This is a genomic window from Sphingobium sp. WR1 (genome assembly GCF_059693745.1).
On the sequence record NZ_JCATID010000011.1, the window covers coordinates 96,562 to 118,260 of the forward strand.

Annotated in this window: 20 protein-coding genes; 8 read left to right on the top strand and 12 right to left on the bottom strand. The window is 65.6% G+C overall.

The window, feature by feature from the left end; translation table 11 throughout:
• Window positions 1-12 precede the first annotated feature (12 nt).
• Window positions 13-1,383: a cytochrome P450 gene (locus AC58EF_RS14385; RefSeq protein ID WP_497277015.1), complete on the bottom strand. Its 1,371-nt coding sequence runs from the start codon at window positions 1,381-1,383 to the stop codon at window positions 13-15.
• A complete protein-coding gene (locus tag AC58EF_RS14390; protein WP_497277108.1) occupies window positions 1,380-2,513 on the bottom strand; it encodes a hypothetical protein in 1,134 nt (377 codons plus the stop codon). The genes AC58EF_RS14385 and AC58EF_RS14390 overlap by 4 nt, the downstream gene beginning before the upstream one ends.
• A gap of 22 nt (window positions 2,514-2,535) precedes the next feature.
• Here AC58EF_RS14390 and AC58EF_RS14395 point away from each other — a divergent pair, with 22 nt between their 5' ends.
• Together AC58EF_RS14395 and kdsA are read left to right on the top strand one after the other, a co-directional pair.
• Window positions 2,536-2,829 (top strand): hypothetical protein, encoded by a 294-nt coding sequence (locus AC58EF_RS14395; RefSeq protein ID WP_497277016.1) that lies wholly within the window; start codon window positions 2,536-2,538, stop codon window positions 2,827-2,829.
• A gap of 5 nt (window positions 2,830-2,834) precedes the next feature.
• Window positions 2,835-3,662: a 3-deoxy-8-phosphooctulonate synthase gene (gene kdsA / locus AC58EF_RS14400; protein WP_497277017.1), complete on the top strand. Its 828-nt coding sequence runs from the start codon at window positions 2,835-2,837 to the stop codon at window positions 3,660-3,662.
• 213 nt (window positions 3,663-3,875) lie between these two features.
• Here the strand turns inward: kdsA and AC58EF_RS14405 are convergent, their stop codons facing one another.
• From AC58EF_RS14405 to AC58EF_RS14420, 4 genes are all read right to left on the bottom strand, one after another.
• On the bottom strand, window positions 3,876-5,141 hold the full coding sequence (locus AC58EF_RS14405; protein ID WP_497277018.1) for a glutamate-5-semialdehyde dehydrogenase: 1,266 nt from the start codon (window positions 5,139-5,141) through the stop codon (window positions 3,876-3,878).
• Window positions 5,142-5,424: 283 nt separating this feature from the next.
• The gene (locus AC58EF_RS14410; RefSeq protein WP_497277019.1) at window positions 5,425-6,525 is read right to left on the bottom strand and encodes a helix-turn-helix transcriptional regulator; all 1,101 of its coding nucleotides are present in this window, start codon (window positions 6,523-6,525) and stop codon (window positions 5,425-5,427) included.
• Window positions 6,526-6,635: 110 nt separating this feature from the next.
• Complete coding sequence (locus AC58EF_RS14415; RefSeq protein ID WP_497277020.1) at window positions 6,636-7,283, bottom strand: class I SAM-dependent methyltransferase; 648 nt, start codon at window positions 7,281-7,283, stop codon at window positions 6,636-6,638.
• Window positions 7,284-7,413: 130 nt separating this feature from the next.
• Window positions 7,414-9,699, bottom strand: a complete 2,286-nt coding sequence (locus tag AC58EF_RS14420) for a CDC48 family AAA ATPase (protein ID WP_497277021.1) — start codon at window positions 9,697-9,699, stop codon at window positions 7,414-7,416.
• Window positions 9,700-10,035: 336 nt separating this feature from the next.
• Between AC58EF_RS14420 and AC58EF_RS14425 the strand changes: the two genes are divergently transcribed.
• Window positions 10,036-10,917, top strand: a complete 882-nt coding sequence (locus AC58EF_RS14425) for a LysR substrate-binding domain-containing protein (protein ID WP_497277022.1) — start codon at window positions 10,036-10,038, stop codon at window positions 10,915-10,917.
• A gap of 70 nt (window positions 10,918-10,987) precedes the next feature.
• Window positions 10,988-12,148 carry a GGDEF domain-containing protein gene (locus tag AC58EF_RS14430; protein ID WP_497277023.1) on the top strand — a complete coding sequence of 387 codons (1,161 nt, stop codon included), beginning with the start codon at window positions 10,988-10,990 and terminating at the stop codon, window positions 12,146-12,148.
• Between the two features lie 42 nt (window positions 12,149-12,190).
• Here the strand turns inward: AC58EF_RS14430 and AC58EF_RS14435 are convergent, their stop codons facing one another.
• Window positions 12,191-12,862 (bottom strand): glutathione S-transferase family protein, encoded by a 672-nt coding sequence (locus AC58EF_RS14435; protein ID WP_497277024.1) that lies wholly within the window; start codon window positions 12,860-12,862, stop codon window positions 12,191-12,193.
• A gap of 183 nt (window positions 12,863-13,045) precedes the next feature.
• Between AC58EF_RS14435 and acs the strand changes: the two genes are divergently transcribed.
• The 4 genes from acs (at window position 13,046) to AC58EF_RS14455 (ending at window position 16,625) form a co-directional block, all read left to right on the top strand.
• Window positions 13,046-14,989 (top strand): acetate--CoA ligase, encoded by a 1,944-nt coding sequence (gene acs / locus AC58EF_RS14440; protein ID WP_497277025.1) that lies wholly within the window; start codon window positions 13,046-13,048, stop codon window positions 14,987-14,989.
• 95 nt (window positions 14,990-15,084) lie between these two features.
• Window positions 15,085-15,600 (top strand): cytochrome b, encoded by a 516-nt coding sequence (locus AC58EF_RS14445; RefSeq protein WP_497277026.1) that lies wholly within the window; start codon window positions 15,085-15,087, stop codon window positions 15,598-15,600.
• Between the two features lie 33 nt (window positions 15,601-15,633).
• A complete protein-coding gene (locus tag AC58EF_RS14450; protein ID WP_497277028.1) occupies window positions 15,634-16,059 on the top strand; it encodes a SufE family protein in 426 nt (141 codons plus the stop codon).
• A 53-nt stretch (window positions 16,060-16,112) separates the two neighbouring features.
• On the top strand, window positions 16,113-16,625 hold the full coding sequence (locus AC58EF_RS14455) for a hypothetical protein (RefSeq protein ID WP_497277029.1): 513 nt from the start codon (window positions 16,113-16,115) through the stop codon (window positions 16,623-16,625).
• On the opposite strand, the gene AC58EF_RS14460 is transcribed toward AC58EF_RS14455, so the two are convergent.
• The 5 genes from AC58EF_RS14460 to sseA form a co-directional block, all read right to left on the bottom strand.
• On the bottom strand, window positions 16,594-17,115 hold the full coding sequence (locus AC58EF_RS14460; RefSeq protein WP_497277031.1) for a sterol desaturase family protein: 522 nt from the start codon (window positions 17,113-17,115) through the stop codon (window positions 16,594-16,596). The two genes, AC58EF_RS14455 and AC58EF_RS14460, sit on opposite strands and share 32 nt — an antisense overlap.
• Before the next feature lie 118 nt (window positions 17,116-17,233).
• Window positions 17,234-17,989 carry a TorF family putative porin gene (locus AC58EF_RS14465; protein ID WP_497277033.1) on the bottom strand — a complete coding sequence of 252 codons (756 nt, stop codon included), beginning with the start codon at window positions 17,987-17,989 and terminating at the stop codon, window positions 17,234-17,236.
• A gap of 254 nt (window positions 17,990-18,243) precedes the next feature.
• Complete coding sequence (locus AC58EF_RS14470; RefSeq protein ID WP_497277034.1) at window positions 18,244-19,497, bottom strand: mechanosensitive ion channel family protein; 1,254 nt, start codon at window positions 19,495-19,497, stop codon at window positions 18,244-18,246.
• Between the two features lie 4 nt (window positions 19,498-19,501).
• Window positions 19,502-20,719: a cystathionine beta-lyase gene (metC, locus tag AC58EF_RS14475; protein ID WP_497277035.1), complete on the bottom strand. Its 1,218-nt coding sequence runs from the start codon at window positions 20,717-20,719 to the stop codon at window positions 19,502-19,504.
• Window positions 20,716-21,564 (bottom strand): 3-mercaptopyruvate sulfurtransferase, encoded by an 849-nt coding sequence (gene sseA / locus AC58EF_RS14480; protein ID WP_497277037.1) that lies wholly within the window; start codon window positions 21,562-21,564, stop codon window positions 20,716-20,718. Before sseA ends, metC begins: the two co-directional genes overlap by 4 nt.
• Window positions 21,565-21,699 lie beyond the last annotated feature (135 nt).

Consider the following 21,699-nt stretch of genomic DNA (forward strand, 5'->3'; position numbering starts at 1 on the left):
CGGTGGTTGGTGTCAATTCACCCGCTTGAACATCAACGGCATACCCGTCCTCGGGCGGATGGTGAGGCGGCTGATAGGTTCGGGCTTGAACCCTGTCGGCACCGTCAGACGATAGCGGCGGACGACCGAGGCGATCACCGTCATCACTTCCTGCTGGGCGAAACCCGCGCCGACGCAGACGCGCGGACCGCGGCCGAAGGGGAACCAGGCCTGTTTCGCCATGTCGGCATTGGCCGGATCGTCAAACCGGTCGGGATCGAAGCTATGCGGGCAGGCCCAATTATCCTTGTTGCGCTGGGTCAGCCAGGGGGCGACGACCAGCATCGCGCCGGCCTCCAGCTGCTTGTCGCGCATCGGCATCGGGCAGGTGACTTCGCGCGGCAGGAAGGAGACGGGCGGATAGAGGCGCAGCGTTTCCTTAAAGATGTTGCGGACCTGCCCCATATCCTTGAGCATTGCGGCGGTCAGCGCGGCGTCGCCCGCCACGTCCGCCACTTCGGCGCGGACCCGGTCCTGAATATGGGCGCATTCGGCGAGCATGTAGAGCGCCCAGGTCATGGTGCTGGCCGATGTCTCATGACCGGCGAGGAAGATGGTCGACACCTGCTCCATCACCTGTTCGCAAGTGAAATGCGTGGCCGTGTCGGGATGCTTCGCCTCGATCAGCGACTGGAGGATGTCGCGCTGCTGCGTCTCGCCACGTGCGTGATAGGCTTCGTAGCGGGCCTCGACGATGGGGCGAAAGACGTCGTGGATGGCGCGGGCGGGTTTGTGCGACCGTTTTTCGAACCAGCCTGCGGGCAGGCCGTAGAGGCGCAGCATGGAGGCGCTGTGGGCGAGCCGCTGAAACTGGCCGAAGGCGGTGTGGATGATGTTGGAGCGCTGCTCGTCCAGCGTCTGGCTGAACAGGGTGCGGAAGATGATGTCGGCCGCGACATGGGTCATCATCGGGTCGATGTCGACGGGCTTGCCGCGGTCCGCCGCGTCGAGCCGGGCGAGCAGGTCATCGGCGGCCGCCACCATCAACGGCATCGACCGGCCGAGCGCAGTATGGGCGAAGGCGGGGTTCACCATGGCGCGCTGGCTTTCCCAGTCCGCGCCATTGGCGGAGAAGACCGAATTGCCGATCAGCGGATCGAGGTTGCGGACCAGTTCGCTATGCTTGGGATAGGCGGTGCCGCCGCGCAATATCTGATCGACCAGCGAGAGTTCGTTGGCGATATACATGGTGCGGCCGGGCAGGCGAATCTCACCCATCTTCATCGTGTAGCTCTTGTCGAAGAGCACATGAATCCAGCTATGCCAGCCGCGCAGGAAGCGCTTGAGGAGGCCGCGCTTCGTCTTGGGCGGCTGCGGATAGGGCGGAGTGAAGCGGTCGGTCACGGGATCGTCCTGAAGGCGGCGACGGCGTCGTCCACGATGCGGCGGCCTGCGGTCAGGCTGATAAAGTCGAGCGGGGAGAGGCGGTCGCCCACGCGCAGATAATCGAAATGCGCCTCATATTTATTCGACCAGCCGCCATGATAATTTTCCGGTGCGTAGAAGAGGTGGAAGCGCGGCGAGAGCATGTCGACGCGGGCGGCATGATGATCCGCGACGAGCCGGAACGGATTGACGTTATAATAGGCCGCGCCGTCGGGTGGGGAGCTGATGTCGACATAGCGGAAGCGCTTGTCGGCGAGCGCGCGCAGATCGTCATGATACCAGGCGGCGTCGCGACGCAGGCCGATGACCGGCACCACCTGCCCCAGGCCCAGCATCACGAAATGATCGGGCAGGCTGCCGCCGCGCAGGACGAGGAGGCGGCGCATCAGGCGCATACCGAGGATCGTGCCCGCGCTGTGGGTGACGAACTGCACCTCGTCCCAGTCGCCGTCCAGTTCCTGCGCGATGCGGGCGGCGAAGCGGTCGAGCCGATCGTCCAGCGCCTCCCCCGGCCCCTCCGCCGCCAGCGCGCCATGATAGGTCATGAAGCGCAGCAGCCAGGGCACGACCAGCTTGGCGAGGAGGCGGCCCGAAAAGAAGGCGCTGACCGCGATGCCGGCGAGCGCTGCGGCCCAGAAGGGCAGCAGCAGCGACAGCAGCAGCGCGGGCGCCAGCGCCAGCAGCAGCGGGATCAGCACCGCCAATATCGGCGGATAGAGGATGGTGATGACCGGCCCCTTGCGCAGACGGCGCATCCGCAGGAAGTCCATGTGCCGGGCATGGCCGGCATAGGCGCGGGCCGCGCGCAGGGCGAGGCTGAGCGGATTGCGAATCCAGACCTTGCCGACCAGATCCTCCCAGCGAAGATATTCATAGGCGGTCGCGACCCCGCCTTCGGGGTTCTCGACCGTCCAGAGCGCGGACACGGCCGCGCCGTCCGGCCCCGCCTGCCGACCGCCCACGGACAGCGGCTCCCCCGTCAACGCGGCATGGCGCGCCGCCTGCTCGCGATAGAGCTGGTGGTAGAAACGAACGCCGCGTGGGTCGAAACCGCCGAGATAAAAGACTTTACGCTTGAACTTTTCCAATAGCATCGCCCTAATCACGCGCATGAGCACGCCCGAACGCGATTACTGCTATTTCATCGACCACCGCAAATACAACCGCAATGTCGGTTGCCGCAAACATGACAATATGTACGGCATCAATGGCGGCGGCAGCGAGCGCGACCGCTGGCGCGCGGACATGATCTTCTACCGCCACATGAAGGCCAATGGCGATCCGATGGCGCTGCCGTCCCTGCTCGCCTGCCTGGCGTTCGGCTGGTTCTGCTGGAACTACCACCCCGGCAAGGGGCTGTGGCGCGGACAATTGTTGCGCCGTTTCGCCAAAGCGCCCAAGTGAGCGGCATGACTGAGTCCAAACATGTAAAGGTCGGTCCGGTGACGATCGGCAACGACCTGCCCTTCGTCCTGATTTCCGGCCCCTGCCAGATCGAAAGCCGCGACCATGCGCTGTTCATGGCCGAGGCGCTGGCCAGGGCGGCGGGCAAAGCGGGTGTGCCCTTCATCTTCAAGAGCAGTTTCGACAAGGCGAACCGGACATCGGTGTCGGGCAAGCGCGGCGTCGGCATCGATGCCGGGCTGGCGATCCTGGCGGAGGTGAAGGCGACGCTGGGCTGCCCGGTGCTGACCGACATCCATGGGCCGGAACAGGTGGAGGCGGCGGCGCAGGCGGTGGACATCCTCCAGATCCCGGCTTTTCTGTGCCGCCAGACCGACCTGCTGCTGGCGGCGGGAAAGACCGGCGCGGTGATCAACGTCAAGAAGGGCCAGTTTCTCGCGCCCTGGGACATGGCGGCAGTGGCGCAGAAGGTCGCCTCCACCGGCAATGAACGCATATTGCTGACCGAGCGCGGGGCGAGCTTCGGCTATAACACGCTGGTCAGCGACATGCGCGCGCTGCCGACCATGGCGCAGACCGGCTATCCAGTGGTGTTCGACGCCACCCATTCGGTGCAGCAGCCCGGCGGGCTGGGGTCCGCTTCGGGCGGGCAGCGCGAATATGCGCCGCTGCTGGCGCGCAGCGCCGTGGCGGCGGGCGTCGCCGCGATCTTCGCCGAGGCGCATGACGATCCCGACAATGCGCCGTCGGACGGGCCGGTGATGCTGCCGCTGGAATGGGTCGGGCCGATGCTGGAAAAGCTGGTGGCGATCGACGGTGTGGTGAAAGGGTAACTGCTTCCGTTCGTTTCGAGCGCAGTCGAGACACGCAGGTATCGCGCTATAGTCGGATGACATTTGTTTGAATCGTCATTGCGAGCGAAGCGAAGCAATCCATGGGAGCGCCAATGGATTGCTTCGCTTCGCTCGCAATGACGGCTGGATCAATGTGAAGTCATCATACTCCAGGGCTTCTCGACTGCGCTCGAAGCGAACGGAGGTTGTAAATCAGGGCCGCGTCTGGCCGGTGCCGCGCACGATCCACTTGTAGGTCGTCAGCCCTTCGAGCGCGACCGGGCCGCGGGCGTGGAGGCGGCCGGTGGAGATGCCGATTTCCGCGCCTAGCCCGAATTCGCCGCCATCGGCGAACTGGGTGGAGGCGTTCCACATCACGATCGCGCTGTCGACGGCATTGAGAAAATGCTCGGCCCTGTCCACGTCCTGGGTGATGATCGCGTCGGTATGATGGCTGGCATGGGCGGCGATATGGGCGATCGCGTCCTCCATGCCGTCGACCAGCCGGATCGACACGATGGCGTCGAGATATTCGGTGTCCCAATCCTCGTCCGATGCGGCAGTCACGCGCGCGTCCATCGCCTGCACCGCCGCGTCGCCGCGCACTTCGCACTGCGCGTCGAGCAGCGCCTGCACCAGCGCGGGCGCGTCGGGAAAAGCGCGGTCGATCAGCACGGTTTCGGTCGCGCCGCAAATGCCGGTCCGGCGCATCTTGGCGTTGACCACCAGCGTCTGCGCCATGGCGGGGTCGGCCGCGCCATCGACATAGCTGTGGTTGATGCCGTCGAGATGGGCGAGCACGGGCACGCGCGCCTCTTCCTGCACGCGCGCAACCAGGCTCTTGCCGCCGCGCGGCACGATCAGGTCGACAAACTCGGCCGCCCTGAGCAGCGCGCCGACCGCCGCGCGATCGGTGGTGGGGACCAGTTGCACCACCTCGGCGGGCAGGCCGGCGGCGACGATCCCCTCGACCATGGCGGCGTGGATGGCGCGGTTGCTTTCCTTCGCCTCGCTGCCGCCGCGCAGGATCACGGCATTGCCCGCGCGCAGGCAGAGGGCGGCGGCGTCGGCCGTCACATTGGGGCGGCTTTCATAGATGATGCCGATCACCCCCAGCGGCACGCGCACGCGCGAGAGTTCCATCCCGTTGGGGCGGACTTGCCGATCGATCACGCTGCCCAGCGGATTGTCGAGGCTGGCGACCTGCTCCGCGCCCGCGGCGGCGGCGGCGATCCGGCCCTCGTCCAGCTTCAGCCGGTCGAGCATGGCGGGCGACAGGCCATTGGCGGCGGCATTGTCCATATCGCGGGCATTGGCGGCGATGATCGCCGGCGCCTGATCCCGCAGCGCCTGCGCGGCGCGGCGCAGGGCGTCGGCCTTCTGCGCGTCGCTCGCCCGCGCGATCAGGGCGGCGGCGCGGCGCGCGCGCGCGCCCAGCGCCGCGATCAGCATTTCGGGGGTCTGGGTCAGGTCGTTCATCAAGGGTCTCGCCATCCAATCGGGCGGCGGCTTAGCATGAAAGCGGGGGAAGCCAAAGGGGTGCGACCGGAAGCGCCCAGCGCCGGTTTGTGCCAGCGGCCGAACCACGGGTCGCATATGATCCGGCCGCCGGCAAGCGGCCGATGCCGCCTCGCTCACCGCTAATCGAACGGCGCGCGGCGCGCATACCCCAATCGAGGTAAGGTGAAAAAAATTCCGGCCGGAAATCCCTGATTCGCGTGGCGTTTTCGCGTCGATGTCGCCCCTGTTCCAAGGGACAGGGTCAATGACTGAGCAGGCCGACCAGCCGGACCAGTTGCGATTCCCGATTGCAGCCGGTTTTTTCATAGACGCTGCGCAGCTGCACCTTGAGCGTTCCGACGGACACGCCGCGCGCCGCCGCGATTTCCGGCCGGGTCTGGCCCATCGCCAGCCGGATGGCGATGTCCGCCTCCGCCGGGGTCAGGCGGAAGCTGCGCATCAGCAGTTGCACATGCCGGTCGGTCGGCGCGCCGACCCGCGCGATGGCGATCGCGCGGGGGGCGAAGGGCAGCGACCAGGGCCGCGCGGGCAAGGGATGGAATTCCAGCATGATGGCGACGCCGCCGCCTTCATCGGCCAGCGCGACAGGATCGGCGGGCTGGCCGGGCCGTTCGATGACGCTGCGCACCGAACGGAGGATGGCGCGGCTTTCGTTCGGCCGGTCGCTGGCCAGCCAGCCATCGACGATGCGGATCCGGCTGGAGGTCAGCAGGGCGTCGGCGCGCGGGGTCATGCCGCCGACCCGACCGGTGGCGTCGAGCAGCCAGCAGGCCCGGTCCATCGCCTCGAAAGTGCCAGCCAGCAGGGCGAAACCCTGTTCCTCGATCGCCTTCTGCAACCGCACCGCCGTGCGGGCATGGCCGGCGATGGCGGCGAAGACGGCGCGCTCCTCTTCGCCGGTCCGGCCATCCTTGCTGTCGCGCAGCAGGGCGAGACCGATCATCGACGCGCGATCGGCCACCAGACGGGTATGGCAGCCGTCGAAAATGTCTAAGTCCGAGCAGAGGTCCAGATAGTCGTCCGCGCGCAGGTTTTTCCGGGCAATGTCATAATGGGCTTCATGGACGATGTCGGGCCTTCCGGGGACAAGGTCGGCGGCGATGCGGAAATTGAGGTCCGGCGTGTGCTGGTCGATGGCCGCCGAGCGCGCGATGACGCTCTCATCTATGTCGCTGATCCAGTTGAACGCGGCCGCGCCCGGCCCGAATCCGATCAACTGGCCGTGACGCGAGCCGGTGGCCCGGGCCATCGCCTGGATCGCATCGCCCCATAGATGCGGTTCCAGCGCAGCGGACAGGAACAGGTCCGCCCATGCGTCATTTTTCATGGCTGATGATGCCATCGCCGATCCCCCCAATCCCCGACCCATGGGTCGCGCAACTGGGGGAAGGAGTCAAATGAAGAGAGGTTTCAGAAGGTTAATTCAACCGAAAGGTTAATCTGAATCAGAAATCAGGCCGCCTGGGCCAGAATTTCCTCCTTCACGGCGCGCACCATGCGGCAGGGCGGGATGTTGCGCCATTCGAGTCGGTCGCTGACATCGCCGAAGACCGGATCGAGCAGACGGCGGACATAGCGCGAATATTGGTAGATCAGAAACTCGCCGCCCGGCCGCAGCGCCGCACGGGTTTCGGCGCAGATCGCGGTTCCCACGCCATCGGGCAGGGTCGAGAAGGGAATGCCCGAAAGGACATAGTCGGCCTGACGATGGCCCGCTTCCCGCACGAAGCGGCGCACGTCCACGGCCGAGCCATGGACCACGCGCAGCCGCGGATCGTCGATCTGCGCTTCCAGCCAGGCGACGAAGTCGAGATTGAGGTCGATCGCGAGCAGCGTGGCGTCGGGACGCAGCCGTTCCAGGATCGGGCGGGTGAAGGTGCCGACGCCCGGCCCATATTCGACGAACAGGCGGGTGCGGTTCCAATCGACCTGTTCCAGCATCGCATCCACCAGCGCCTGCGACGAGGGGATGATCGAGCCGATCATCCCCGGATGCTTCACGAACTGGCGGAAGAACATATTCCACTGGCTGAGGAAGGAAGCGCCCGTGGCGTGCGTCGGAAGTATTTTCTTCTTATTTTTGAATGGAGTAGAGGCCATCAATTTCCGCCTGTGTGACTGTCCGTTTCGGCGTCGCAAAATTGGCGCCTGCTGGCAAGCGGCTTTGCGCGCCATAGGACAGGAACGCGCGGACGGCGGATGGGTTCAATCCGCCGCCCGCGCGTCCCGATCAGTCGCGCTTGCGCAACATGCCGGGCGACACGAAGCCGATCGGATCGACCTGCAACGCACTCTGCTTCAGCGTCGCCTGGATCTGCTCATATTCGCGCTCCATCTCCGGCGTGACGGAGGCGCGGGTTTCCTCCAGCGCCGCGTCGAAATGCGCCATGGTGACGGCCTCGACATTGAGCGACTGGCGCAGCGCGAGCAGACCGGCGCGACGCGACAGGTCCTCCAGATCGGCGCCGGTGAAACGCTCGGTCCGTTCCGCCAGCGCATCCAGGTCGACATCGTCGGCGAGCGGCATCTTCTTCGTATGGATCGCAAGGATGCGCCTGCGTCCGCCCTGGTCGGGAACGGGGACATAGATCAGCTCGTCGAAGCGGCCCGGACGCAGCAGCGCCGGATCGACCAGCGTCGGCCGGTTGGTCGCGCCGATCACGACCACCGATTGCAGTTCCTCCAGCCCGTCCATCTCGGCGAGGATGGTGTTCACCACCCGCTCCGTCACCGCCGGCTCGCCCAGACCCCCGCCGCGCGCGGGAACCAGGCTGTCCAGTTCGTCGATGAAGATGACGGTCGGCGCCACCTGCCGTGCGCGGGCGAAGAGGCGGGCGATCTGCTGCTCGCTCTCGCCATACCATTTGGACAGGAGGTCGCTCGACTTGGTGGCGATGAAATTGGCCTGCGCCTCGCGCGCGACCGCCTTGGCCAGCAAGGTCTTGCCGGTGCCCGGCGGGCCATAGAGCAGAAAGCCCTTGGCCGGGCGGATGCCGATGCGGCGGAAGGCGTCGGGGTCCTTGAGCGGCAGTTCCACCCCTTCCTTGAGACGCATCTGCGCATCGTCCAGGCCGCCGATATCGGACCAGCCGATATTGGGCGCCTGCACCATCACCTCACGCATGGCCGAAGGCTGGACGCGCTTGATCGCGGCCATGAAATCCTCGCGCGTGACGGAGAGTTCCTCCAGCACGTCGGGCGGGATCGTTCCTTCCTCCAGGTTGAGGCGCGGCATGAAGCGGCGGACCGACTCGATCGCCGCCTCACGGGTGAGCGCCGCCAGGTCCGCGCCGACGAAACCATAGGTCATGCGCGCCAGTTCGCTAAGGTCGACCCGGTCGCCCAGCGGCATACCGCGGGTGTGGATGCCCAGTATCTCGCGCCGGCCGCGCTCGTCGGGGACGCCGACGACGATCTCGCGGTCGAAGCGGCCGGGCCGGCGCAGCGCCTCGTCGAGGGCCTCGGGTCGGTTGGTCGCGGCGATGACGACCAGGTTGGTGCGCGGCTCCAGCCCGTCCATCAAGGTCAGCAACTGCGCGACGAGGCGCTTTTCCGTCTCGCCGGTCACATTGCCGCGCTTGGGCGCGATCGAGTCGATCTCGTCGATGAAGAGGATCGACGGCGCGGCCTTGGCGGCTTCCTCGAAAATCTCGCGCAGCTTCTTTTCCGACTCGCCATAGGCCGATCCCATGATTTCGGGGCCGTTGATCAGAAAGAATTCAGCCTCTGATTCATTGGCGACGGCGCGGGCAAGGCGGGTCTTGCCGGTGCCCGGCGGGCCATGGAGCAGCACGCCCTTGGGCGGATCGACGCCCAGCCGCTCGAACAGTTCGGGATAGCGCAGCGGCAGTTCCACCATCTCGCGCAGCTGGTCGATCGTGTCGGCCATGCCGCCGACATCGTCATAGGTGACGTCGGCGCGGCGCGCCTCGCGCGGTTCCTCATATTCGGCGCGCAGCTCCACCTCGGTCTCGGCATCGATATGGACGATGCCCTTGGGCGTGGTCGACACGACGATGAGGCGGATTTCCTGAAGCGCATAGGCGGGCGCGGCGAGCATCTGGCGCAATTGGGGCGGCATGTCGCCGGGCGGCACCTGTTGCTGCCCTGCGGTGGCCACAACATCGCCCGACGTAAGCGGCCGCTGGAAGAAAACGCGCTTCAACGCATCGGGATTGCCCTGAAGCCGCAGGTTGTTTTGTGCAGGTGCGAACACGACGCGCTGGGCCGCGCGTGTCTCTACCCTGGCGATCTGGACGAAATCGCCGGACCCCACGCCGGCATTGGCGCGCTGCAAACCGTCTAGGCGCAGCACATCCAGCCCCTCATCTTCCTTATAGGGGCGCACCACCCGCGCGGGGGTGGGCCGCTTGCCCACAATCTCGACCACATCGCCCTCGCTGAGGTGCAGTTCGGCCATCACCGCCAGCGGTAATCGCGCAAGACCGCGCCCTGCATCCTCGGGCCGCGCGTTGGCGACCTGTATCCTGCGTCCTGTCTTTTCCTGATCGGTCACGAGATGTCCCCGTCTTTATCACTCCGTAACGAGATAGGGAACGCAGCCGCCGACGGAAAGACCCCGCGGCAACGATCGGCCGGGACAAAAAAAGGGCCGGCCCGAAGGCCAGCCCGAAAGTTTTTAGGAGAGGATGCCTGAAAGGCCCCTTCTATGTGCGCTGCGGCGCAATTTTTTGCAAGTGCGAAATGATTCGGCGCGTTGCAAAAATTGCATCTTGCCAATTCCGGCTTTTTCCTGCTCATTACGCTCAGGATGCTTGGAACCGGAACGCACACCGTTCGATAAATAGAATTGACGCGGCGCAGCGGATCGGCTTCGGATTTTTGACATATTATGCGCAGATTGCCGCCCCTAACGGCCCTGGAGGCCTTTGTTCAGGTTGCCCGCCTTGGCTCGGTCAAGGCCGCCGCGGAAGAACTCGCGCTTTCGACTCCGGCGCTCAGCCGCCGCGTTCAGGCGCTGGAACGCTTCATCGGCCGGCCCCTGTTCGACCGCAAGCATCAGGCGTTGGAGATCAACGCCGACGGCCAGCGGCTGCTCGACGACATCGCCCCGGCCCTCGATTCTCTGAGCCAGGCGCTGGAGAATATTCAGAGCGGCGGCAACCAGCTGCGGCTGCGGCTGGCGGTCATGCCGCTGTTCGCAACCCAGCGCCTCTTTCCGCATCTGGGCCAGCTGCGGCAACAGCATCCGCAACTCCATATCGATATCGAAACGACGCCCTATGCGGTGGCGCGCCTGGGCGAAGGGCTGGACGCGGCGATCGTGCTGATGGCCAAGGACATCGATTCGACGCTCTATGCGCATGAGCTGGACCATGAGGAAGTCTATCTGATCGGCCGGCGCCAGTTGCTGGAGGGACCGCACGCGCTCAACGCGCCCGAGGAACTGACACAGCATACCATTCTGCTCCACCGCGACATGGCCCTGTCCTTCGATGCGTGGAAGGAGGCCGCGGGCCTGCCGGACCTCCAGCCGCTCGCCATCGACAATTATGATTCGGGCCAGTTGATGCTGGAGGCGGCGGCGCAGGGGCTGGGCGTGGCGGTGATGCACGCCAGCCATTTCGAACAGGCCAACGACCCGCGTCTGGTGCGGCTGTTCCCGATCCACGTCGACAGCCCCTATCGCTATTTCTTCGTCTGCCGCCCGCGCGCGCTTCAGACGCGGGCGGTGCGCATCTTCCGCGACTGGCTGGTGGCGGCCGACATATGAACGGCGGGGCGCTCGCGATTCTTTACAGGCGCGGCCTTAACCTTGTTTCGCTGCCGTCGTTATAGCGGACATGACCGGGGCAATGTCTTCATCCGCAAGTTCGCAACACGGACTGACCGACCGTCTGGCACGCTGGGCCAGGGGTTTTTCGGGCAAGGGCGACGAGGAAGACGAGCCAGGGACGGAGCAGCGCCCGCGCAGCGGCGGCGCCGCCAATCGCGAGGTCAACCGCCGCCGCCAGCTCTATGCCGATATCGGCGATTTCCTCTTCGCCCATGATCTGGACCTGACGCCGATCAACTTCAGCGTGGCGCTCGACTATCTGACCGGCGCCAATATCGGCGTGGAAAAGGCGATCCGCGCGGTGATGATGGAGCGCGGCACGATCACCAACAGCTGGATCGAATCGATCGCCGCCGAGCAGCGCACCGACGAGATCACGCCTGAATCGCTCTCCTCAATGCTCGACAAGGTCGAGGAAAATCTGGACCAGTTCACCGGCCTGATGCATGAATCGCGCAATTCCGCCAAGGATTATGGCGCCGCGCTGCAAGAGCAGGCGAAGGATCTGGCCGCCGGGGGCGACAGCGAATCCATTTTGTCCCGTCTGGTCGGCCTGACCCGGTCGATGGTGGAAAAGACGCGGCAGGTGGAAAGCCAACTGCGCGAGAATCAGAAGCAGACCCAGGCGCTGAAATCGAGCCTGGAAAGCGCGCGCCGCGCGGCCGAGCACGACCATCTGACAGGCCTGCCCAACCGCCGCGCCTTCGAGGGCGTGCTGCGCGACGAACTGGCGCTGGCGCAGGAACAGCAGGAAGCGCTGTCGGTCGCCTTCTGCGACATCGACCATTTCAAGCGCATCAATGACACCCACGGCCATGATACCGGCGACCGGGTGCTGAAGTTCGTCGCCGGGCTGCTGGCCAAGATATCGGACGACCATTGCCATGTCGCCCGCCATGGCGGCGAGGAGTTCGTGATGCTGTTCCGCGGCAAGACGGCGGCCGAGACATGCGAAGCGGTGGACGGCGTGCGCGAGGACCTAGCCAACCGGACCCTGGTCAACCGCACCAATGGCGAACGGATGGAGCGGGTGAGCTTTTCCGCCGGCGTCGCCAATGTGCTGGCCTATGACGATCCGCGCGCCGCGCTCAAAGCCGCCGACCGCGCGCTCTATCTGGCCAAGGAGCATGGCCGCAACCGGGTCTATCTGGCGGCGGAGACGGATTGAAGGGCGGCATAGAACCCCTCCTGCAAGCGAGACGGGTTCGCCTTAGAAATCGGGCTTTTCATAATGAGGCGGAGGCGTGATGACCTCCATCCGTTCCGACAGCAGGGGCCGGAAGGACGGGCGCGACTTGAAGCCGGCATACCAGCGCCGCACCGGCTCATGCCCGGCCCAGTCGATGCCGCCCAGATAGTCCGCCACCGACAGATGCGCCGCCGCCGCGATATCGGCCAGGCTGAGCGTCGCGCCCGCCATCCAGCTGCGATGGTCAAGCAGATAATCCATATAGTCCATATGGACGTTGGCGCGCTTCATCGCCTCACGCAGGACGCGCGCGTCGGGCGAGGCACGCTCGACCAGCCGCTTCTTCATCCGCTCGTGCAGCAGGGGGCCGACGACATCGCCGTAGAAATTCTGGTCGAAGAAGGCGGTCAGGCGCCGCACCTCCGCCCGGCCCGCCGCCGTGCCGGAGATGAGCGGGAATTTCTCCACCGTCTCCTCGAAATATTCGCACATCGCCTGGCTGTCGATCAGGGTGATGCCGCGTTCCTGATCGACCATCACCGGCGTCGTGCCGGCCGGATTGAGGTCGAGAAACTCGTCGCGCATCGTCCAGGGGGATTCGCGCACCAGATCATAGCCGATCCCCTTTTCGCCCAGGAGAAGCCGGACCTTGCGGGAAAAGGGACAAAGCGGGAATTGATAAAGAAGCCACATAGAGGATTCCTGTTAGGCGCGACCAGGCAAAGGGGAAAGCGGCAAATTGCGGAAATGAGACACACCGGCTTCGGCGATATTCTTCAAAAGAAGGACGTCAAACGGCATGGACCTCGCGCCCGATCGCGCTAAGTTGAAAGGGAAGAGGCTGCACCAACAGTTTCGCTACGGAAAGGATGCCTGATGTCTGACGATTTCTTCCCGGTGCCGGACGGCTGGGCCAATGGCTCGCTGATGGACCGTGCCGGCCGGGAAGCTGATTATGCCCGCTCGATCGAGGATTCCCATGCCTATTGGCTGGAGCGGGCGCAGCGGCTGGACTGGGTGAATTTTCCCACGAAGACCAATGAAAGCAGCTTCGCCGAAGCCGATTTCGGGGTGAAATGGTTCAGCGACGGGGTGCTGAACGTCAGCGCCAACTGCATCGACCGGCACCTGGCCGAAAGGGCCGACCAGACCGCGATCATCTGGGAACCCGATTCGCCGGATGCGCAGCCGCGCCGCTACACCTATGCCCAGGTGCATGAAGAGGTGTGCCGCCTCGCCAATGTACTGAAGGCGGCGGGCGCGAAGAAGGGCGACCGCATCACCATCTACCTGCCGATGATCCCGCAAGCGGCCTTCGCCCTGCTCGCCTGCGCGCGGATCGGGGCGATCCACAGCGTCGTGTTCGGCGGCTTTTCGCCCGACGCGCTGGCCGGGCGCATCCAGGATTGCGATTCGACCCTGGTCATCACCGCCGACGAAGGCCGCCGGGCGGGCAAGAGCGTCCCGCTCAAGGCCAATGTCGACGCCGCGCTCCAGCAGTGCACGAGCGTGAAGCAGGTGATCGTGGTCAAGGCCACCGGCGGCGCGGTGACGATGAAGGACGGCCGCGACCACTGGCTGCATGAGGAAGCGGCGAAGGTATCCGCCGACTGCGCGCCCGAGCCGATGAACGCCGAAGACCCACTGTTCATCCTCTACACCTCCGGCTCCACCGGCAAGCCCAAGGGCGTGCTGCATACGACCGGCGGCTATCTGCTCTGGGCCAGCCTGACGCATGAACTCTGCTTCGACTATCGGCCGGGCGACATCTACTGGTGCGCGGCCGACATCGGCTGGGTCACGGGGCACAGCTATATCGTCTATGGCCCGCTGGCCAATGGCGCGACGACGCTGATGTATGAAGGCGTCCCCAACTATCCGACGCCGAGCCGCATCTGGGAAGTGGTCGACCGGCATCAGGTGCAGACCATCTTCACCGCCCCCACGGCGCTGCGTGCGCTGATGAAGGAGGGCGACGATTTCGTGCGCTCCACCAGCCGCAAGTCGCTGCGCCTGCTGGGCACGGTGGGCGAACCGATCAATCCCGAGGCGTGGCGCTGGTATCATCATGTCGTGGGCGAGGACCGCTGCCCCATCATCGACACCTGGTGGCAGACCGAGACGGGCGCGGCGATGATCGCGCCGACACCGGGCGCCACCGACCTGAAGCCGGGTTCCGCCACCTTCCCCATGCCCGGCGTCGTGCCACAGATCGTCGATGGCGAGGGCCATGTTCTGGAGGGCGCGACCGAGGGCAATCTGGTCATCGCGCAGAGCTGGCCGGGGCAGATGCGGACCGTCTGGGGCGACCATGAGCGTTTCTTCCAGACCTATTTCACCACCTTCCCCGGCAAATATACGACCGGCGACGGGGCGCGGCGCGACGCGGACGGCTATTACTGGATCACCGGCCGGGTCGACGACGTCATCAACGTGTCGGGCCACCGCATGGGCACGGCCGAGGTCGAAAGCGCGCTGGTGCTGCATGAAAGCGTGGCCGAGGCGGCGGTGGTCGGCTTCCCCCACGACATCAAGGGCCAGGGCATCTACGCCTATGTGACGCTGAACAGCGGCGAGGAGGCGAACGACGCGCTGCGCAAGACGCTGGTGCAATGGGTGCGGACCGAGATCGGCCCGATCGCCACGCCCGACGTCATCCAGTTCGCGCCGGGCCTGCCCAAGACCCGGTCGGGCAAGATCATGCGCCGCATCCTGCGCAAGATCGCCGAGGGCGAGGTGTCGGCCCAGGCGCTGGGCGACACCAGCACGCTGGCCGATCCGTCGGTGGTGGATAATCTGGTCGCCAATCGTCAGGGTTGATGGATCGCAGGCGCTGGCGATCCGTTGATGGGCAAGCCGCGGCCGTCGGGCAGGATGGTCGTGGCCTTGCGAAAGACATCCGAAAAGGAGAGCCCATGGCCCGTTACACCCGTGTCGCCCGCGCCCTGCACTGGGCGATCGCCGTCCTGATCCTGACGAATTTGTGCATCGGTTTCACCCATGATGCGCTGCCCAGGGACTGGGCGGTCATACCGGTGCACAAGTCGATCGGCCTGACCGTGCTGGCGCTGACGCTGGTGCGGATTATCTGGCGGTTGACCCATCGCGCGCCGCCCCTGCCCGCCGCCATGCCGGCCTGGGAAAAGGGCGCGGCGCATCTGACGCACTTCGCCTTCTATGCGCTGATGCTGATCCTGCCGCTGTCGGGATGGATCATGTCTTCGGCGGTCCCGCGTCCGCTGAACTGGTTCTTCCTGTTCGACGTGCCGAAATTCGCCGTGGCCAAGGGCGATGCGATCGTCGGCCTGTCGCGCGGGGCGCATGAGCTGCTGCCCTGGCTCTGGGCGGCGCTGATCCTGTTGCATGTCGGCGCGGCGCTGCGCCATCATTTCGTGCTGAAGGACGATATATTGCGGCGGATGCTGGGATAGCTTGGGGCTTTCGCAGCGCGCATATCCGCCTATATGAGCGGCATGACCGACATGCCGCTACTCGCTGACCTACAGGAAGAATATGAATTTCTGGACGCGGACGACCGCTATCGCCTGCTGATCGACCTGGGTCGCAAGCTGGACGCGATGCCCGATGCGCTCAAGACCGACGCGACCCTGGTGCGCGGCTGTTCGGCGGCGGTGTGGGTCTATCCCACCATGCTGGAGGATGGGCGGCTGCATTTCCTGGCGGACAGCAATGCCGCCATCACCAAGGGGATCATCGCGCTGGTGCTGCTGACGGTGCAGGACCGCGCGCCGGCCGATATCGGCGCAACCGATATCGAGGGCGCGCTGGCGCCCTTCGACCTGAAAAACCAGCTCAGCTCCAACCGGACCCAGGGCATTCCCAACATGATCGCCCTGATCCGCGAGACGGCCGGCCGCTACCGCGGCTGACGCTGCAACCTGGATCAAGGCCGGCGCGTTGTTTCCCTTCAAGGAGACAAGATATGCGTCACATCATCGCCCCGGCCTCGATCGCTTTAGCCGCGACAGGCCTGTTGGCCGCCTGCTCCTCCGGCGATAAGACCCAAGGACCGACCCAACGCGAGGAGATCGGCCAGGTCTGGAAATATGAGGGCGGGCAAGGCGCCAGGGCCAAGCTCGCCTATATCGGCAGCGCCAACGCCGTGCAGACCATGACGGCGTCCGACACCTTCTCCGTCCTGCTGGTCCAGCCGATGAGCAATGGCGAGAAAATCGTCACCGTGAAGCTGGTCGGCGCGCCCTTCCGCTGCGATATGTCCGACTGCGCGGTCAGCGCGACCGGCGACGACGGCAAGACGCACCGCTGGAAAGGACGGCTGACGACGACCGACGACGGGATCGAGATCGCGCCGTCGCAAAAAGCCTATGAGGTGATCGCGGCGTCCAAGGCGGTGAAGGTCGATCTGGCGACCGGACCGAAGGACGAAACCACGGCCTTCCAGTTCAATGTCGCGGGGCTGGATCTGCCGAAATAGCGGGCGCGCGCACCCCGGTACGGTTGCGGCGCGCCAGCGCGCGCTTGAGCGCGGCCGGATGCGGCGCGACCAGAAAGCCGAAGCTGACCGTGCCCTCCTTCGTCTCCACCGCATGATGGAGGCGATGGGCCTGGACGATGCGCTTCATGTAGCGCGAGCGCGCGACATAGCGGTGCCTGACCCGCTGGTGGACGATGACGTCGTGGAAGCCCAGATAGATGGCGCCATAGGCGGCGATCCCGGCGCCACAGGCGGTCGCCCAGCAGCCCCAGCCCCATTGCACACCGCCCAGCAGCAGCAGGATGGAGGGCATGGCGAAGATCACGAAATAGAGATCGTTCGCCTCGAACCAGCCAGTCCGTGGCCGGTGATGGCTGGCGTGCAGAAACCAGCCGGGGCCGTGCATCACCCAGCGGTGCATGACATAGGCGAACCCCTCCATCGCGGCAACGGTGACGGCGAAGACCAGCAGCAGGGCAATGGGCGACATGGGACCATTATAGGGGGGCGCGGGCGGCGGTGCGACCCGTAATAGCCCCCGGAACGCGAAAAGGCCGCGATCCCCTTGCGGACATCGCGGCCCCGCTCACCCCCGAAAGCAATGCAGGTCAGAAGGAGGCGGTGATCGATCCGACGACGCCCGCCTTGCTGATATTGTGGCCGGCCGGCGAATAAAGCGACTTGTCGGTGTCGACATAGGAGACGCCGAAGGTCAGGTGGCTCCAGGTGTAGGTCGCGCCGATATTCCAGTCGGTATATTCGTCGCCGATCGTCAGATAGCTGGGGCCGAAGCTGTGGCCCAGATGCGCCGACACGCCCAGCGGCGTGTTGGGGATGGAAGCCGACAGGTCGCCCGCGACGTAGAGATTATCCTCTTTGCCGTTGCCGACGGTCAGCGCCTTCGCCTTGGGCGCGTAATTGACGGTCAGCTTGGCGGTGGCCGGGCCGAACGTGCCCTTGATCGAGGCATAGGGCTCGACGAAATCGGTATTCGCCTCCGCATTGCCCGGATAATAATAATAAAGGACGCCGACATCGATCGTCGCCGCGCCGATCGTGGTCGAATAGCCGCCGATCAGGTCGAGTTCCTGGTCCGAACCGTTGGCGACATAATCGTCGATCGAACTGCCCCAGACCGAGGCGTAGAAGCCCGACGCATGGGAGACGGTGAGGCCGCCCTGCAACGCGAACTTCTTGTTGGTCTGCGAAATGCCGCGGAAGCGATAGTCGGTGACGACCGCCGCATTGCCGGTGACGGTGATTGCGGGGGTCGGCTCGTCCTGCGCCATGGCCGGCGCCGACAGCGCCATGAGAGCGCCAAGGACAATGGGAGCGGCCGAGAGGCCGATGATGGACTTACGCATGGGATTCCCCTTGATGGTGGTCTGCGATCGTCCCGCCTGCGTCCAGGCGCCTGCCTCTATCTTCCCCCTCGGGACGGGTCGGCTGCCTCAACGAGAATGGAAATGCCTGCCTGCGCTGCGGCGCACAAGAATTTATTGCTAAATGGTGTCTTTTACTGCCTGAATGTTGCTAGACTGCAACAAAATCGGGCAACAAAGAGGCGGCCGCGCTGGCTCAAAGCCAGGCAGATGGCGAATTTCCTTACGGAAAGCCGTTATTGCTGTTCTGTATCCGGGACGTGGTGAATGACGCGCTGCGGATAGGGGATGGCGATGCCATGATCGCGGAACAACTGCCAGACGCGGAACAGCACGTCCGATTTCACATTGCCAACGCCGCCTTCGGGATCGCTGATCCAGACGAGAATGTCATGTTCCACCCGGCTTTCCCCGAAGCCGGTGAGCCAGACATTGGGCTTGGGGTTGCGGAGCACGCGCGGGCTTTCCTGCGCGGCCTGGAGCATCAGTTGCTGGGCAAGTTTCAGGTCGGAGTCGAAGGCGATGCCGATCGGAATGCGGACGCGGACGTTGCGATCGGAATAGGACCAGTTCTCCACTTCCTGCGTCATCAGATTCTCGTTGGGAATCAGATGTTCCTTGCCGTCGCGGGTGATGACGCTGACGGCGCGCACGCCGATCTTGTTCACCCAGCCGAAGCTGTCGCCCACGACGATCACGTCGCCCGGCTTGATCGATCGGTCCATCAGCAGGATGATGCCCGCGATCAGGTTGCCGAAGGTCTTCTGCAAACCGAAACCGATGGCGAGACCGAGCGCGCCGGAGAAGACGGCGAAGGCGGTGAGGTCGATCGACAGCAGGTCGACGCCGATGAAGAAGGCGGCGACCACCACGATGATGGCAGCGAGCTTCTGCGCGAGCAGCTTCTGCGTCGGGTCGAAGCCGGCGGCCTTCTGGATCGAGCGGCCGATCACCCGGTTGGCGAGGCGGACGGCGGCGAAGAGGGCGACGCAGGTCGCGGCGATCGAAAGCAGGCCGAGCAGGGTGATGCGCCGCTTGCCGAGGTTGACGCCGACCCGGTCGAGCATCTCGCCCACCGGCGCGATACCCCCGCCGCTGCCCGACACGATCAGGATGAAGAGGATGAGCGCCAGCGGCACCACCGCCCAGCGCGGTATGGCGAGGCCGCGCAGCACATGGGTGGCGAGCAGCGCGACCGCGCCGCCCAGCGCGATGCCCATGACCAGATGACCGAGCGATCCGGTGGGAAAGAAGGCAAGGCCCAGCGTCAGCAGGCAGGCGGCCAGCCCATGGCGGGTGATGGCGCGGACATGGCCCGCCAGCGCATCGCCGAGCGGCGGCAGGCTGCGGCGCAGGCGCGGCGCGATCAGCCGGGCGAGGCCCCAGGCGGCGGCGTAGAGCAGGATCGCCAGCGCCAGCGCGGCGGCGGGCTGGACCAGATCCGGGTCGCCGGGCAGGCGGCCGATCAGGTCGGTCAGGCCCGGCGTCATCCGTTCAGGCTCCGTCGCGGATCGCGCGGAAGCGGGCGAGGCCGGCGTCGAGGTCCGCGATCAGGTCGACCGGGTCTTCGAGGCCGATATGGAGGCGGACGACGGGGCCTTCGGCTTCCCAGATGGTAGCGCTGCGATAGCGGGCCGGGTCGACCGGGAGCGCGAGGCTTTCGAACCCGCCCCAGCTATAGCCGATGCCGAAATGGGCGAGGCCGTCGATCAGCGCGGCGCGCGCCGCTTCGTCCCCGCCCTTCAGGATGAAGCTGAACAGGCCCGTGGAGCCGGTGAAATCGCGCCGCCAATGGGCGTGGCCGGGGCAGTCCGGGAACGCGGGGTGGAGGACGCGGGCGACGTCGGGCTGGTCCTTGAGCCAATGGGCAATGGCGAGCGCGCTGTCCTGATGCTGCTTGAGCCGGACGCCGAGCGTGCGCAGCCCGCGCGAGGCGAGCCAGGCGTCGTCGGGGCTGGTCATCTGGCCGAACAGATAGGCGGTCTGGCGGATCTTCGCGAACCAGTCGGCATTGGCGGTGACGCTGCCGATCATCACATCGCTATGGCCGACGATATATTTGGTGCAGGCGAGGATGGAAATATCCACGCCATGCGCCATGGCCGGGAAATAGAGCGGCGTCGCCCAGGTATTGTCGAGCAAAGTGACGACCCCGTTCGCCCGCGCCCAGGCGGTGATGGCGGGAATATCCTGCACCTCGAAAGTCAGGCTGCCGGGGCTTTCGAGGAAGATGGCGCGGATCGGGCCGCCTGCAAGATGGACATCGAACTGGACAGTCAGCGGATCATAATATATCGTTTCGATACCGTAACTTTTTAGCATTTGCGCGCAGAAATTGCGGGTCGGGTCATAGGCGCTGTCGACCATCAGCAGCCGGTCGCCCGGCTTCAACACCGCCATCAACGCGCAGGCGATCGCGGCGACGCCCGAAGGGTAGAGCATCGTCCCTTCCGCCCCCGGCTCCATTTCGGTGAGCGCGTCGGCGAGGCTCCAGGCGGTCGGCGTGCCCTTGCGCCCGTAGAAGAGGCGTTCATGCGTGCTGCTGCCCGCCGCCTTCCGCAGATGGGCGACATCGTCATAGAGGATGGTCGACGCGCGCCAGACCGGCGGGCTGACGATGCCGCCGGGCTGGCCGGGCATCCCCGTCCATTCGGGCCTGCGGCCGGCCTGGGCGAGTTTCGTCAGCGGTTTGCGGTCGTCCCGATCGCTCATGCGGCCGGACCCGTCGCCTTGGGCGTGGCGGGGTCGAAGCCCCATTCGGACCAGCTGCCGTCATAGAGGCTGACGTCGCTCTTGCCGAGCGATTCGAGGCCGGCGAGGATGATCGCCGCGGTCACGCCGCTGCCGCAGGTGGTAATGATGGGTCTGTCCAGGTCGGTGTCGGCGTCGATGAACAAGCGGCGCAGTTCCTCCCCTTGTTTCATGCGGTTGTCGGCAGCGAAGAAGGCGGTGGAGGGAATGTTGCGGCTGCCGGGGATATGGCCCGACGCCATGCCGGGGCGCGGTTCCGCCTCCGCGCCGGTGAAGCGCCCGGCCCCGCGCGCGTCGAGCAGTTGCGCCGCGCCGCTGTCCAGATTGGCGAGAATGTCGGCCTTGGTGCGCACCTGTGTCCGGTCGAGCCGGGCGATGGCGTGTCCGGGGGTCGGTGTCGGGAAACCGCTTTCGACCGGGCGGCCCTCCGCGATCCATTTGATGAGGCCGCCGTCGAGGATCGCGGCGGACACGCCCAGGCCGTAGACGCGCATCATCCACCAACCGCGCGCGGCGCTGTGGGTCGGGCTGTTGTCATAGACGATGATGCGGCTGTCGGCGTTGACGCCGAGCGCCTGCATGTGCTGGGTCATCATCGCGTCGGAGGGCAACATGCCGGGGGTCGGATCGTCGGGATCGTTGAGGCCCGGCAGGTCCATGAAGGCGGCGCCGGGGATATGGGCGGCCTCATATTCGGCACGCGGATCGCGCGGGGTGCCGGGCAGGAACAGGCTGGCGTCGAGGATGACGAGATCGGGCGCGCCCAGTTCGCCCGCGAGCCAGTCGGTGGAAACGAATATGGTCATGCGGCTCCTTTCAACCTCGTTCCTTGGCCGTCCGATGCCACCCCCGTTCGCTTCGAGCCCAGTCGAGAAGCGGATAGCGCATCCTTCTCGTTTCTCGACTGCGCTCGAAACGAACGGGCCAGTAGTAGGATGCTG

What these genes read in the sequence shown, in the direction of transcription:
- AC58EF_RS14395 (WP_497277016.1), top strand. Translation starts at nt 2,536, where the DNA reads ATGAGCACGCCCGAACGCGATTACTGCTATTTCATCGACCACCGCAAA.
- kdsA (WP_497277017.1), top strand. Translation starts at nt 2,835, where the DNA reads ATGACTGAGTCCAAACATGTAAAGGTCGGTCCGGTGACGATCGGCAAC.
- AC58EF_RS14405 (WP_497277018.1), bottom strand. Translation starts at nt 5,141, where the DNA reads ATGAACGACCTGACCCAGACCCCCGAAATGCTGATCGCGGCGCTGGGC.
- AC58EF_RS14410 (WP_497277019.1), bottom strand. Translation starts at nt 6,525, where the DNA reads ATGGCATCATCAGCCATGAAAAATGACGCATGGGCGGACCTGTTCCTG.
- AC58EF_RS14415 (WP_497277020.1), bottom strand. Translation starts at nt 7,283, where the DNA reads ATGGCCTCTACTCCATTCAAAAATAAGAAGAAAATACTTCCGACGCAC.
- AC58EF_RS14425 (WP_497277022.1), top strand. Translation starts at nt 10,036, where the DNA reads ATGCGCAGATTGCCGCCCCTAACGGCCCTGGAGGCCTTTGTTCAGGTT.
- AC58EF_RS14430 (WP_497277023.1), top strand. Translation starts at nt 10,988, where the DNA reads ATGACCGGGGCAATGTCTTCATCCGCAAGTTCGCAACACGGACTGACC.
- AC58EF_RS14435 (WP_497277024.1), bottom strand. Translation starts at nt 12,862, where the DNA reads ATGTGGCTTCTTTATCAATTCCCGCTTTGTCCCTTTTCCCGCAAGGTC.
- acs (WP_497277025.1), top strand. Translation starts at nt 13,046, where the DNA reads ATGTCTGACGATTTCTTCCCGGTGCCGGACGGCTGGGCCAATGGCTCG.
- AC58EF_RS14445 (WP_497277026.1), top strand. Translation starts at nt 15,085, where the DNA reads ATGGCCCGTTACACCCGTGTCGCCCGCGCCCTGCACTGGGCGATCGCC.
- AC58EF_RS14450 (WP_497277028.1), top strand. Translation starts at nt 15,634, where the DNA reads ATGAGCGGCATGACCGACATGCCGCTACTCGCTGACCTACAGGAAGAA.
- AC58EF_RS14455 (WP_497277029.1), top strand. Translation starts at nt 16,113, where the DNA reads ATGCGTCACATCATCGCCCCGGCCTCGATCGCTTTAGCCGCGACAGGC.
- AC58EF_RS14460 (WP_497277031.1), bottom strand. Translation starts at nt 17,115, where the DNA reads ATGTCGCCCATTGCCCTGCTGCTGGTCTTCGCCGTCACCGTTGCCGCG.
- AC58EF_RS14465 (WP_497277033.1), bottom strand. Translation starts at nt 17,989, where the DNA reads ATGCGTAAGTCCATCATCGGCCTCTCGGCCGCTCCCATTGTCCTTGGC.
- AC58EF_RS14470 (WP_497277034.1), bottom strand. Translation starts at nt 19,497, where the DNA reads ATGACGCCGGGCCTGACCGACCTGATCGGCCGCCTGCCCGGCGACCCG.
- metC (WP_497277035.1), bottom strand. Translation starts at nt 20,719, where the DNA reads ATGAGCGATCGGGACGACCGCAAACCGCTGACGAAACTCGCCCAGGCC.
- sseA (WP_497277037.1), bottom strand. Translation starts at nt 21,564, where the DNA reads ATGACCATATTCGTTTCCACCGACTGGCTCGCGGGCGAACTGGGCGCG.